The sequence below is a fragment of the Curtobacterium sp. Leaf261 genome (assembly GCF_001422205.1).
Taxonomy (GTDB): Bacteria; Actinomycetota; Actinomycetes; order Actinomycetales; family Microbacteriaceae; genus Curtobacterium.
This window is the reverse complement of sequence record NZ_LMMJ01000008.1, coordinates 129,185-142,082: the sequence shown is the minus strand read 5'-3', so window position 1 is coordinate 142,082 and position 12,898 is coordinate 129,185. Positions and strand designations below refer to the sequence as shown.

Here is a 12,898-nt window from a genome sequence, read left to right as displayed (position 1 = left end):
GTTGCGTCAGCGCCGGTACGAGGCGGCGTCCCGGACGCGCGCGACCACCTGCGCGAGGGCAGCGTCGTCACCGACGTTGCCCGGGAACACGACGTACGGCACCCCTGCGGACGGACCGCCGACCGGCCGCCACAGCGACACGATGCCGGGGAGCACGGTGCCGACGACCTCGGCGTGCCGGATGCCGAGCGCACCCGTCGCGACGTCGTTCGAGGTGATGCCGCCCTTCGCGACGACGAACGACGGCGCCGAGCGGTCGAGCACGGCGCGGACGACGGCCACGAGCGCGCGCGACCCCACCCCGGCGATCCAGAGGCTCTCGGCGGCGTCGGCCCCGTGCACGACCTCGCGGCTCGTCATCACGGCCACGTCGGACTCCGCGAGCAGCGATGCCGCCGCGTCCGCAGCCTCGTCGACGAGCGCCTGGAACGCCGGCGCGCCGTCCCCGGTCCCGCCGGACGCCGGCCCGGCGTCCTGGAACGCCGCGCCCGTGTCCCGAGACGCCGCGAGGAACCGGGGCAGGTCGATCTCGACGGACGCGATCCCGCCCTGGTCGAGCAGCTGCGCGAGCTGGCGGCCGGTGGTCCCGACGTGCGACCCGACGGCCACGAGACCATGTCCGTCCGGCGCGGTGGCAAATGCCCGCTCGAGGTCGGTGTCGGCGAGTGCGCCGGTGCGCTCCTGGCCGCAGCGGGCCCGGACGTAGGTCGGACCGCTCCGGGTGAGGATGCGCGCGCCGTCCGCCTCGGCCTGCAGCACGCCCAGCGCGACGATGCGCAGGTCCTCTTCGTCGACGGCGTCGACCGCGACCACACTGCCGCCGCTGCAGGCCCGGAGGACGTCCGCGACACCGTCGGGACCGTCGCGGTGGATCAGGTCGAGCGTCAGGCGCACGACGTCGGCCGCCCGGACGACTCCGCCGGTGACCTCCTCGACCCAGTCGGGCAGGGCCGACGAACGGTAGCCGAAGGTGGCATCCCTGGCGTACTCCGTCTCCCCGACCGGGGTCCGCACGCCGTCCCGCTCGACGAGGTGGACCGAGTCGACGGTGATCCGGCCTGCCTCGGGGTACGCCGGGACGAGGAGGATCGCGTCGACCGGACGCCCGTCAGAGGCTTCCGTCCCCGCGAGCACGTCGGTCTCGAGCGGGAAGTGTCCGCGGAGGGTCGAGTCGCCCCGGCTGATGAGCACGAAGTCCTCGCCACGCGCGGCCGCGATCCGCGCGACCCCGGCGCGGATCTCCCGGATGATGCGTGTCGCCTCAGCCGGCTGGTGGCTCCGGGTGTTCGCGAGGACGAAGAACCCGGGGGCGTCCTGGTCGAACGCCCACGCGAGGTCGTCGTCCGACCATGCGGTGACGAGGGGCAGCCCGGTGACGCTCTGGCTGCCGGTCGGGTCGTCGTCGATGACCACGATCCGCCGCCCGGACTCGGCGACGGCAGCGGCGAGACCCCTGGTCCCGGCATCCTGTTCGGACATCGTGCTCCGTCCCCTACGCCAGCTCGTCGGCGAGCTCGAGCCACCGGGTCTCGAGGGTCTCGAGCTCCGCGTCGGCGGCCCCGAGCTTGGCCTGCAGGCCGCCGAGGCCCGCGAAGTCGTTCGGGTCGTGCGCCGAGAACGCGTCGAGCACGCCCTGGCGCTCGGACCCGACCTTCTTGATGCGGCGGTCGAGTGCGGAGAGTTCCTTCTCGGCCGTGCGACGGTCGGCACCCGTCAGGGTCGGAGCCGACGCCGAGCCGGACGCGGCGGACCCGCCGGACGCTGCCCCGGGCCTCCCGGCCGAACCGCCGGAGCCGGAACCACCAGCGGAACCGGACCCACCTGCGGAACCCCGACCCCCGCCCCCGGACCCGGACCCGACCCCACCGGTCACGCCACCGGCCGCTCGGACCGCCATGTACTCCTCGACACCGCCCGGCAGGTGCCGCAGCCGCCCGCCGAGCACCGCGTACTGCTGGTCGGTGACCCGCTCGAGCAGGTACCGGTCGTGCGACACGACGAGCAGGCAGCCGGGCCAGGAGTCGAGCAGGTCCTCCATCGCGGCGAGCATGTCGGTGTCCAGGTCGTTCGTCGGCTCGTCGAGGATGAGCACGTTCGGCTCGTCGAGCAGGATGAGCATGAGCTGCAGCCGGCGCTTCTGCCCGCCGGACAGGTCCTTGACGGGCGTGGAGAGCTGCGCGGAGCTGAAACCGAGGCGCTCGAGCAGCTGCGACGGCGTCATCTCCTTGCCGTCGGCGATGTAGCTGGTCTTCTTCCGGGCGACGACCTCGCGCACCCGGTCGTTCGCGAACTGCTGCAGGTCCGCGAGCTGCTGGTCGAGCATCGCGATCTGCACGGTCTTGCCGGTCTTGACCTTGCCGGACGTCGGTAGGACCTTCTGCGACACGAGGCCGAGGAGCGTCGACTTGCCCGCACCGTTCGGTCCGAGGATGCCGGTCCGCTCCCCCGGGGCGATCCGCCACTCGACGTGCTCGAGGACCGGACGGTCGGCACCCGGCCACTGCACGCCGGCGTCGAGCAGGTCGACGACGTCCTTGCCGAGCCGAGCGGTCGCCATCTGCGACAGCGCGACGCTGTCGCGGACGGGAGGCTCGTTCTCGATGAGCTCGTTGGCCGCGTCGATGCGGAACTTGGGCTTCGTCGAGCGTGCGGGGGCGCCGCGGCGGAGCCAGGCGAGCTCCTTCCGCATGAGGTTCTGTCGTCGGGCTTCTGACGCACTCGCCATCCGGTCACGCTCGACCCGCTGCAGCACGTACGCGGCGTACCCGCCCTCGAACGCCTCGACGATGCCGTCGTGGACCTCCCACGTGGTGGTCGAGACCTCGTCGAGGAACCACCGGTCGTGTGTCACGACCACGAGTCCGCCCGAGTTCGCCGACCAGCGGCGCTTGCAGTGCTCGGCGAGCCAGGCGATGCCCTCGACGTCGAGGTGGTTGGTCGGCTCGTCGAGGAACAGCACGTCCCAGTCGCCGACGAGCAGCCGCGCGAGCGCGACCCGCCGACGCTGTCCGCCGGAGAGGTCGTCGACGAGGCCGTACCAGTCGATGTCGGACACCAGGCCCGAGATGACGTCGCGGATCTTGGCGTCACCCGCCCACTCGTGCTCCACGCGGTCGCCGACGACGACGCTGCCGACGGTCTCGCCGAGGGGCAGGTCGTCGCGCTGGTCGAGGAAGCCGATCGTGACACCGCGGCGCTGGGTGACCCGGCCGTCGTCGGGCTCGATCCGCTGCGCGAGGAGGGACATCAGCGTCGACTTGCCGTCGCCGTTCCGGCCGACGACGCCGATCCGGTCGCCCTCGTCGATGCCGATCGAGACGCGCTCGAAGATCACCCGTGTCGGGTACTCGAGATGGAGGTTTTCTGCGCCGAGGAGGTGTGCCACCCGTCAAGGGTAGGCGGTCGCGCTGCGCGCCCCGCCCTGTTTCCCACGCATGGCAGCAGTTCCGGCGCATGGCACCACCGTTCGCCGGTGGTGCGATGCGCGGATGGTGGTGCGATCCGGCGCACGGGAGACCCGGACTGGAGGGACGGGTCAGCTCCCCGAGGTCGGCTCGGCTTCGCCCGCGGCCTCCTTGGCACGCTTGAGGCGCGCCTGTGCATCGTAGAACCGGATCTCGTCCTCGAGCGCCGCGAGTTCCTGCTCGGTCGACGACACCCGCTGGGACCCGTGCGCCGCCCGGGCGTCGCCGAGGGTCGCGAACCGGTCCTCGCGGCGGTTCGGCTCGAGGTACCGGCCGTGGTTCCGCGGTCCGGCCTGCCAGTCGTGCCCGACGACGAACCAGATGATCGCGCCGGCGACGGGAAGGAGGATGACCAGCAGGATCCAGGCCCACTTCGGCAGGTACCGGACCTGCGACTGGTCGCGGACGATGACGTCGATGAGTGCGGTGATCAGCAGCAGGAGCTGGATGCCGTAGAACAGGGTCACCCGGGAATTCTATGGAGCGGCTGGACACCGCCGCAGTCCCCCGGTCGCGGGTCAGGGCACGGGCAGCGGCGTCGCAAGCACCGCGAGGTCCATGGGACGCCCGAGGATCCGCTCCGCGGCCCGGTGCCCGGACAGCAGGGCCCCGTGCACGGTCGCGGGTTCGTCGGCGAACGTCGCCTCGCCGGCCAGGTGCAGCACACCGTCGATCGGCTCCGCCACGAGGTCGGGGTCCGAGGTCGCCGCCCCGGTCGCCAGGAACGAGTACGACCCGAGTGCGAACGGGTCGTGCGCCCACCGGGTGGTCCTCGTGGCGACGGGCTCGCCGACCGCGTCCCCGTACAGCTCGCGGAGGGCGTCGAGCGCCGCGGCGACGATGTCCTCGTCCGCCCGGTCCTCGAGTGCACGCGCGGACGGCCCCCCGACCAGCGCGACGAGCACGGGCTCCCCCGTCGCCCGGGTCAGGTTGTAGAACGAGTGCCAGGCGATGTCCGGACCCTGTCGCCGGATGACGTCCGAGTCCTCGTCCCAGAACACCGACGGGAACCGCAGGAACACCTTGTCGTAGACGCCCATGCCGAGCCGGTCGATCGCGCCCTGGTTCGCCGACGGCAGGGGCGGCTCGAACGTCACGCTCCTCGACTGCAGCACGCCGAGCGGCACCGTGACCACGGCCTGCGCCGCCCGGTGCACCGCGCCGTCCTGCGTCCGGACGACCACCCCCGCGGCACTCCGCTCGACCCGCGTGACGACCTGCCCGAGCCGGACGTCGAGCCCGTCGGCGATGCGCTCCACGAACTGCCGGTACCCGCCGGGGAACACCACCTCGTCCCCGGGGACGTGCTCCTCGTCGAGGCCGTGCGCGTCGAGCGCGGAGCTCGTCGCGCCGCAGAGGTCCTCCACGCGGTGGCCCATGAACTCCCGCACGCGGGCCGCTCGCTCGTCGTCCCACCCGAGGTCGGCGAGCGCGAGGTCGACCGCCTCGGCGTAGGTCGTACCTGCGGGTGCGTGCGCGATGACGGCCTCGAGCCGGACGTCGGTCGTCGCGACGTCGTCCACCCACCGGCGCTGCTCGAACGCGTTCAGCCGTGAACCGTCCGGGGCGTGCATGGCGATCGACCCCTCCGGCTGGAAGCTGCCGACGGTGAACACCGAGCTCTCGATGCCGAACGCATCGCGGAGGACGGTCAGGGGGTTGCCGTCGATGCCGTGGATCCAGGACGCCCCGAGGTCGACGGGCACGCCGAGGTCGTCGTCCGTCCAGGTCCGTCCGCCGATCCGGTCCCGGGCCTCGAGCACGACGACGTGCTGCCCCGAGGCGGCGAGGCTGCGCGCGGCGGTCAGGCCGGACATACCGGCACCGACGACGATCGTGTCGAGTTCAGTCACGGTCCGATTCTGCCCGCGCCGTCCACGAGAAGTGCCCAACGGTCGCCTCGAGTCGCCCACCCGATACTTCGGCACCGCTCACCGGCGCGGGCCAGGCGCGGGCGCGGGCGCGGGCGCGGGCGCCAGACGCGGGCGCGGGCGCGGGCGCGGGCGCCAGAGCGGGCGTCAGGCTCCCGCCGCGACCCACTCGTCGGAGCCGTCGGCGAAGCGCTGGTGCTTCCAGATCGGGACCTCGTCCTTGACCAGGTCGACGAGCGCCGCGCAGGCCGCGAACGCCTGGCCCCGGTGCGGTGCCGCGACCGCGCAGGCGAGGGCGACGTCCCCGATGACGAGGTCTCCGACCCGGTGCAGGACGGCGATGCGCACGTCGGGGTGCTCGGCGACGATCGCGGCCGCGACGGACCGGATGACGTCACCGGCGGTCGGGTGCGCCTCGTAGCCGAGCGCGCTGACGCCCTTGCCGCCGTCGTGGTCGCGGACGACGCCGGCGAACGTCACGACCGCACCGTCCGCGCTCGTGGCGACCAGTGCCTCCAGTTCGGCCACGGTGACCGGGCGGTCGACGACGTCGGCCAGCGCGACCGCGCCGCCGCCGTCACCGGACGGGAGGAACGGAGCCGGTCCGCCTCCGGCCGGCGTCACGCGGACTCCCCGGTCCGCTGCCCCCGGGGCGCGTGCCCCTCGCCCTCGACCTGCGCGAGCAGGTGGTCGAGCAGCCCGTCGATGATGTCGAGGCCGTCCCGGACCCCGCCGCGCGACCCGGGCAGCGTCACGAGGAATGCTCCTCCCGCGCCGAGGCCGGCGACCCCGCGGGTGAGCAGGGACCGGACGCCGACGTCGGTCCCGCGACGACGCAGCTCCTCGATGATCCCGGGGATCTCGAGGTCGATGAAGGGTCCGACGGCCTCGGGGGTGCGATCGGAGGGCGTGACACCGGTGCCGCCCGTCGAGATCACCACACGCGCTCCCCCCGCGAGCTCGGCGGCCACGATCTCCGCGATCGGCCCGCCGTCCGCCACGATCACCGCGCTGTCGAGCGAGAACCCCCGCTCCCGGAGCCAGGCCGTGATCACCGGTCCGGTCGTGTCGAGGGCGACGTCGCGCGAGGCCTGCGTCGACACCACGATGACCGCCGCGCGACCCCGGTCACCGCTCCCTGCTCCATGCATGCTGCTGTCGGGGCTCATGCCGCACTCCAGTCGCCGGACCGGCCACCGTGCTTCTCGAGCACCCTGACGTCGGTCACCACGGCCGCTCGGTCGACGGCCTTCACCATGTCGTACACCGTCAGCGCCCCGATGCTCGCACCGGTCAGCGCCTCCATCTCGACACCCGTGCGCGAGGTGGTCCGCACCGACACCGTGATCGTCACACGGTCGTCGGCACCGACGATGTCGACCTCGACGCCCGCGATCGGCAGCGGGTGGCAGAGCGGGATGAGGTCCGAGGTCCGCTTGACGGCCATGATCGCCGCGATCCGTGCGGTGCCGATCACCTCGCCCTTGGGCAACGAGCCGTCGAGGATGCGCGCGACGACGTCCGGGCGGGTGACGAGCGTGGCGGTCGCCGTGGCGGAGCGCGCGGTGACCTCCTTGGCGGAGACGTCGACCATGTGCGCCGAACCGTCCGCCCGGACGTGGGAGAGGCCGTCCGCCCGCTCGTGGGACAGGTCGTTCGTCATCGGATGCTCCAGACGGTCAGGGGGTCGCCCGGTTCGACGCGGTCGACACCGAGCGGCACGTGGACGAGGTGTGTCGCGTCGGCGTAGTGGGCGAGCAGGTGGGAGCTCGCACCGCCGACGAAGGACACGCGGCCGTCGCGAACGGTACCGCGGCGGACCTGGTGCTTGCCTGCCGGCGACGGCGCCGCATCGGCCGCGGGGAGCGTCATGCTCGGACGGTCGGACGGCATCCCGGCGTGCGCGGCGAACAGCGGCCGGAGGAACACCTCGAAGGACACCAGGGCCGAGACGGGGTTGCCGGGGAACGCGATGACGGGGAGCGTCGAGTCCCCGAGCACCACCGTCCCTGTTGCCTGCGGACCACCCGGCTGCATCGCGACGCTCGTCACCACGAGGCCGCGGGGCTCGAGCGCCTCGCGCACCACCTCGTACGCCCCCATGCTGATGCCGCCGGTGGTCAGGACGAGGTCGGCCCAGCCGTCTGCGGCGTCGGTGACGGCGCCCAGGAACCCGTCGACGTCGTCCGGCACGCGGACGGCGCGCGTGGCGGCACCGACCTCGGCGAGTGCCGCGCGGAGAGAGGTGCCGTTGGCGTCGCCGATGGTGGATGCCGAGCCCGACGGCATCCCCGGCCCCGGAGTCGCGGGAGTCGGAGTCGCGGGACTCGGAGTCGCGGGCTCCGGCGCTGCGAGCTCGGACCCGGTCGACACGACGAGCACCCTCGGTCGACGCACGAGTCCCGCGCGCTCGACGCCGGCCGCCGCGAGGACACCGAGCAGCGCCGGTGTGACGGGGGCACCGGCGGGCGCGAGCACACCGCCGGCGGGGAGGTCGGAGCCGCGCGTCCGGACGAAGGTCCCCGGCACGAGGCCGACCGGTGCTGTGAGTTCGGGAAGGTCGAGCGCAGCCGGGAACCGGACGCCGAACGCCTCGACCGGGACGACGACGTCGGCACCGTCCGGGATCGGGGCGCCGGTCATGATCGGTGCCGCCTCACCCACCGCGAGGGAGCGCCGCACCACCCCGGCCGGGATCGGTCGCCCGACGCGGAGCCGTACGCCGGCGTCGGTCGACCGGAGCGCGAACCCGTCCATCTGGCTGTTGTCGAACGGCGGCAGGTCGATCGGTGTGGCGACCGCGCGACCGAGCACGCGGTGCCCTGCCCCAGCCCCGGCGTCGTCCACGAGGTCGTCGACGAGCCGTTCCTCCAGTCCGTTCCGCCGCAGTGCGTCGAGCGCCGGCGCGACGAGCGCGGCGACGGTCGCGCGGTGGTCGTCGATCGTGGGCATCCGCACCACTCCTCTCCCGCACGGTCCCCGCAGCACGATGCACCGCGTCCGCACCAGGTTCGTCGCTGGTTGCTGAGGGCCTTCCGAACGGTTGCCGAACGCCCATCGGTAGCGTAGCGAGCACGACGCCCACCGCGGAGAGGACGCCAATTGTCTGTGGAGAACTCCACCATCACCACCCCCGTCACGATCGGGGTGATCGGCGGTTCCGGCCTGTACTCCCTCTTCGAGGAGGGCACCGCGACCGAGGTCGACGTCGCCACGCCGTTCGGGCCGACGTCGAGTCCGATCAGCATCGGCACGATGGCCGGTCGCCGCGTCGCGTTCCTGACCCGGCACGGGCGCGAGCACTCCGTCGCGCCCCACCGCATCGCGTTCCGCGCGAACGTCTGGGCGCTCCGGAGCCTCGGTGTCCGGGCCCTCGTGTCCTCGAGCGCGGTCGGCGGGCTCCACCCGGACTACGCGCCGGGCACGTTCGTCCTGACCGACCAGATCATCGACCGGACGTGGGGTCGCGAGGACACCTTCTTCGACGCGGGGAGCGTGCAGCACCTGTCGTTCGCGGACCCCTTCGATCCCGTGCTCCGACGGACCGCCCGTGACGCGCTCGAGGCGCTCGGCATCGACGCGAAGCCGACCGGGACCTGCGTCGTCATCCAGGGTCCGCGCTTCTCGACGCGTGCGGAGTCGATCTGGCTCCGGAACGCCGGCGGCCACACCATCAACATGACGATGTCGCCCGAGGTCCCGCTCGCGGCGGAGCTCGGGATCGGGACGGTCAACCTGTCCTTCGTGACGGACGCCGACGCCGGGCTCGCGCCCGCCGAGGACGAGGACGGCCTGGAGGCACGACCAGCGTCCGACGACACAGCCGGCGGTCCGGCGGATGCCCCGGCCGGACAGGCCCAGCAGGCCGGACAGGCCGAGACCGCCGTCACGCACCAGCTCGTGATGGACCGCCTGGCCGAGGCGAACCGCACCATCGTCCGCGCGATCGAGTCCATCGTCGCCGGCATCCCCGAGGACTACGCACCCCGCGAGCTCGTCCCGGCCTCCGCCACGGCCGAGGTCCTCGCTCGGCAGGTCACCGCGTGAGCGCCGAGGGCAGGACGGGCCTCCTCGTGACGGGCGGCGCCGGGTTCATCGGCTCCGAGATCGTCCGTCGTGCCGTCGCCGGCGGGTACGCCGTCCGGGTCCTCGACTCGTTCCGCCCCGATGTCCACGGCGACCCGACCATCGCGGTGGAGGCCCTCGACGCCCTCGGGGTCGAGGTCGTGCGCGCCGACGTCCGCGATGGCGATGCCCTCGACGGAGCGCTCCGCGGCATCGACGTCGTCTGCCACCAGGCCGCCAAGGTCGGCCTCGGCGTCGACTTCCAGGACGCGCCGGACTACGTCTCGAGCAACGACCTCGGCACCGCGACCGTCCTCGCGGCGATGGACCGCGCCGGCGTCGACCGGTTCGTCGTCGCGAGCTCGATGGTGGTCTACGGCGAGGGTGCGTACCGGACGTCGAGCGATGACCCGACGAGGCCACCGGCACGCCGCCGCGAGGACCTCGAGGCCGGACGATTCGACCCGATCGGCCCCGACGGCGAGCCACTGCGGCCGGAGCTCATCGACGAGGCGTTCGCCCTCGACCCGCGGAACGTCTACGCCCAGACGAAGGCGGCCCAGGAGCACCTGGCGTCCTCGTGGGCGCGTGCCACCGGTGGCCGTGCGATCGCGCTCCGGTACCACAACGTCTACGGCCCGGGCATGCCTGCGAACACCCCCTACGCCGGTGTCGCGTCGCTCTTCCGCTCCGCGATCGCGCGGGGCGAGTCGCCGCGCGTGTTCGAGGACGGCGGCCAGCGGCGGGACTTCGTGCACGTCGCCGACGTCGCGGACGCGAACCTCGCCGCCGTCGAGGCGACCGGTCGTGTCGACCCGGACAGCTTCGCGGCCTACAACGTCGGCTCGGGAGCGGTCCACACCATCGGCGAGATGGCCGCCGCGATCGCCGGACCCGACGGGCCACAGCCGGTCGTCACCGGGGAGTTCCGCCTCGGCGACGTCCGTCACGTCACGGCATCGAGCGCGCGGATCGCCGACGCGCTCGGGTGGCGTGCCGCGGTCGGGTTCCAGGACGGCATGCGGGAGTTCCGCGACGCCCCCCTCCGCGCCGCCGTCGTCGAACGGTGACGAGCAGTTGCCAGGGTCCGCCCCGTAGCATGCTGCATCAGACATTCCGGGCACCATCGCCCGCGTGCCGAGCCACCGATCACGAGGAGCGTTCCGAATGACCAGCATGAACGTCGACGTGATCCTGCCGTGTCTCGACGAGGCCGAGGCACTCCCCCGGGTGCTCTCCCGCCTGCCGTCCGGCTACCGCGCGATCGTCGTCGACAACGGCTCGACCGACGGTTCGGCCGACGTCGCCCGGGCGCACGGTGCGATGGTCGTCACGGAACCGCGGAAGGGCTTCGGGTCCGCGTGCGCGGCCGGGGTCGCCGCCGCCACGGCCGACATCGTGGCGTTCTGCGACGCGGATGCGTCCATGGACCCGCTCGAACTCACGATGCTCGTCGACCGGGTGTCCTCCGGACGCGTGGACCTCGCGCTCGGACGTCGCCGCCCGACCGGGGCGGGCGCCTGGGCACCGCACGCGCACTTCGCGAACATCGTGCTCGCGTTCCTCATGCGCCGCGCGACCGGCTACCGACTGCACGATCTCGGCCCGATGCGCGCGATGCACCGTGACGCGCTCGTCGCCCTCGACCTGCAGGACCGCCGGAGCGGGTACCCGCTCGAGATGGTGCTCGCGGCACACCGGGCAGGCTGGAGCGTGGACGAGTCCGACATCGGGTACGCCCAGCGCATCGGCGACAGCAAGGTGACCGGCACGCTCCGCGGCACCGTGAACGCCGTCAAGGACATGTCGCGGCTGCTGCGCCGCTACCGCAACGAGGCCCGCGGCCGCGTGGTCGCACCCGGCCCCGTCGCGGACGCGACCGGTCCCGTGACCGCTGCCGCGCCTCCCGAGCGTCCCGCCGACCCCGCGTCGGACCCGACCCGCGCTGCCGGGGTCCGCTCGTGACGGCCGTCGCCCTCATCGCGAAGGAGTGCGTGCCCGGCAAGGTCAAGACCCGGCTCGCGCCCGCGATCGGCTTCGACGCGGCCGCGGACGTCGCCGCCGCGAGCCTCGCGCACACCATCGACGCCGTGCTGCAGATGCCTGCGACGCGACGGATCCTGCTGTTCGACGGCACGAACGCCCCGGCCGGCACCGAGTCCTTCGAGATCATGCCGCAGGTGTCCGGCGACCTCGACGAGCGGATCGCGGCGTTGTTCGACGCGGTCGACGAGCCCACGCTCCTCGTCGGCATGGACACCCCGCAGCTCACCGCGTCGCACGTGGCACCGGTGTTCGGGTCCGACGGTGCCGGCGATCCCGGTCGGGACGCCTGGTTCGGGCCGGCGTCCGACGGCGGGTTCTGGGGCCTCTGGCTCCGCGAGCCCGACGGCGACCTGGTCCGCGGCGTGCCGATGTCGCGGGACGACACCGGCGCTCGGCAGCTCGAGCGACTCCGCGCGGCCGGACTCCGGGTCGGCGTCCTCGACGAGCTCCTCGACGTCGACACGATCGACGACGCCGTGACCGTCGCAGATCTCGTCCCCGGCTCCCGCTTCGCACTGGCGCTCGAGACCGCCACCACCACGGAGGTGCTCCGATGACCGACGTCCAGCCCGCCCGCTCGGCCTTCGGAGCCGGCGGCGACGAACCGTACGCCGAGGCCCTCCGCACCGACGGACACATCCGACTCACCGACCCCGACCGCCCCGACACCGTCGTGACCTTCGACGTCGGCCGCTGGTCCGCACCGGCCGACCACGTCGACCGGTCCCTGTTCGCCGGCGTCGACGGCCCGGTCATCGACATCGGGTGCGGTCCGGGTCGGATGCTGCTCGCCGCAGCCGACATCGGTGTCCCGGCACTCGGCATCGACGTCTCACCGGTGGCTGTCTCGATCGCGAACCGCGGTGGCGGGAACGCCGTCCGTGGCTCCGTGTTCGACCCGGTCCCGGACGAGGGACACTGGGACACCGCACTCGTGATCGACGGCAACATCGGGATCGGTGGGGATCCCGAAGGACTCCTCCGCCGGTGCCGGGACATCGTCAGGACCCAGGGCCGCGTCGTGGTCGAGACGAACCCGGACGACGACGTCGATCGGGTCTTCGACGCCACGATCATCGGGGCGGACGGCCGGGCGAGCGGGACGTTCCCCTGGGCCGAGGTCGGACGGCTCACGCTCCTCCGGCACGCCGCGTCCGCAGGGCTCGTGGCCCGGGCGTCGTGGGTCTCCGGCGGCAGGGCGTTCACCGAGCTCATCGCCTGACCGAGGTCCGACGGCTTCCGGCGCAGCCGCCGGACTCGATCGAGTTCGTGGTGCTGGTGATGTTGGTGATGCCGATGGGGTTGGTGGATCTGCCCCGGGAACGGCCTGGATCTCGCCGGAGTGTCCCGTTGACGGGGCCTGATCGCCGCCTGGATCGCATCGTGCACAGGGACCGCGAACACACCCGGTTGGGGGTACTGCGCTCGACAACTCCTCGCTTACTCTCGAGT

Annotated in this window: 13 protein-coding genes; 5 read left to right on the top strand and 8 right to left on the bottom strand. The window is 73.1% G+C overall.

Translation table 11 applies throughout. The features are described 5' to 3' along the window. Positions 1-6: 6 nt before the first annotated feature. The 8 genes from ASF23_RS08910 to ASF23_RS08875 all read right to left on the bottom strand — a co-directional run bounded on the left by ASF23_RS08910 (position 7) and on the right by ASF23_RS08875 (position 8,287). On the bottom strand, positions 7-1,479 hold the full coding sequence (locus ASF23_RS08910) for a four-carbon acid sugar kinase family protein (RefSeq protein WP_055952025.1): 1,473 nt from the start codon (positions 1,477-1,479) through the stop codon (positions 7-9). 13 nt (positions 1,480-1,492) lie between these two features. Further along, positions 1,493-3,385: an ABC-F family ATP-binding cassette domain-containing protein gene (locus ASF23_RS08905; protein ID WP_055952022.1), complete on the bottom strand. Its 1,893-nt coding sequence runs from the start codon at positions 3,383-3,385 to the stop codon at positions 1,493-1,495. 150 nt (positions 3,386-3,535) lie between these two features. Further along, entirely contained in the window at positions 3,536-3,931 is a 396-nt protein-coding gene (locus tag ASF23_RS08900) for a PLD nuclease N-terminal domain-containing protein (protein ID WP_055952020.1), read from the bottom strand. Between the two features lie 51 nt (positions 3,932-3,982). After that, positions 3,983-5,317, bottom strand: a complete 1,335-nt coding sequence (locus tag ASF23_RS08895) for a flavin monoamine oxidase family protein (protein ID WP_156364411.1) — start codon at positions 5,315-5,317, stop codon at positions 3,983-3,985. Between the two features lie 165 nt (positions 5,318-5,482). After that, a complete protein-coding gene (locus tag ASF23_RS18670) occupies positions 5,483-5,959 on the bottom strand; it encodes a molybdenum cofactor biosynthesis protein MoaE (RefSeq protein ID WP_055952017.1) in 477 nt (158 codons plus the stop codon). Beyond that, on the bottom strand, positions 5,956-6,504 hold the full coding sequence (locus tag ASF23_RS18665; protein WP_235510840.1) for a MogA/MoaB family molybdenum cofactor biosynthesis protein: 549 nt from the start codon (positions 6,502-6,504) through the stop codon (positions 5,956-5,958). The genes ASF23_RS18670 and ASF23_RS18665 overlap by 4 nt, the downstream gene beginning before the upstream one ends. Then, positions 6,501-6,998 (bottom strand): cyclic pyranopterin monophosphate synthase MoaC, encoded by a 498-nt coding sequence (gene moaC / locus ASF23_RS08880; protein WP_055952014.1) that lies wholly within the window; start codon positions 6,996-6,998, stop codon positions 6,501-6,503. The genes ASF23_RS18665 and moaC overlap by 4 nt, the downstream gene beginning before the upstream one ends. Continuing rightward, complete coding sequence (locus ASF23_RS08875) at positions 6,995-8,287, bottom strand: molybdopterin molybdotransferase MoeA (RefSeq protein WP_055952011.1); 1,293 nt, start codon at positions 8,285-8,287, stop codon at positions 6,995-6,997. Before ASF23_RS08875 ends, moaC begins: the two co-directional genes overlap by 4 nt. Positions 8,288-8,443: 156 nt before the next feature. Between ASF23_RS08875 and ASF23_RS08870 the strand changes: the two genes are divergently transcribed. The 5 genes from ASF23_RS08870 (at position 8,444) to ASF23_RS08850 (ending at position 12,668) form a co-directional block, all read left to right on the top strand. After that, on the top strand, positions 8,444-9,382 hold the full coding sequence (locus ASF23_RS08870; RefSeq protein WP_055952008.1) for an MTAP family purine nucleoside phosphorylase: 939 nt from the start codon (positions 8,444-8,446) through the stop codon (positions 9,380-9,382). Continuing rightward, the gene (locus tag ASF23_RS08865; RefSeq protein ID WP_055952004.1) at positions 9,379-10,470 is read left to right on the top strand and encodes an NAD-dependent epimerase/dehydratase family protein; all 1,092 of its coding nucleotides are present in this window, start codon (positions 9,379-9,381) and stop codon (positions 10,468-10,470) included. Before ASF23_RS08870 ends, ASF23_RS08865 begins: the two co-directional genes overlap by 4 nt. Before the next feature lie 97 nt (positions 10,471-10,567). Next, a complete protein-coding gene (locus ASF23_RS08860; protein WP_082473971.1) occupies positions 10,568-11,365 on the top strand; it encodes a glycosyltransferase family 2 protein in 798 nt (265 codons plus the stop codon). Next, entirely contained in the window at positions 11,362-12,003 is a 642-nt protein-coding gene (locus tag ASF23_RS08855; RefSeq protein WP_055952000.1) for a TIGR04282 family arsenosugar biosynthesis glycosyltransferase, read from the top strand. Before ASF23_RS08860 ends, ASF23_RS08855 begins: the two co-directional genes overlap by 4 nt. Further along, a complete protein-coding gene (locus ASF23_RS08850; RefSeq protein ID WP_055951999.1) occupies positions 12,000-12,668 on the top strand; it encodes a class I SAM-dependent methyltransferase in 669 nt (222 codons plus the stop codon). The genes ASF23_RS08855 and ASF23_RS08850 overlap by 4 nt, the downstream gene beginning before the upstream one ends. Positions 12,669-12,898: the final 230 nt, after the last annotated feature.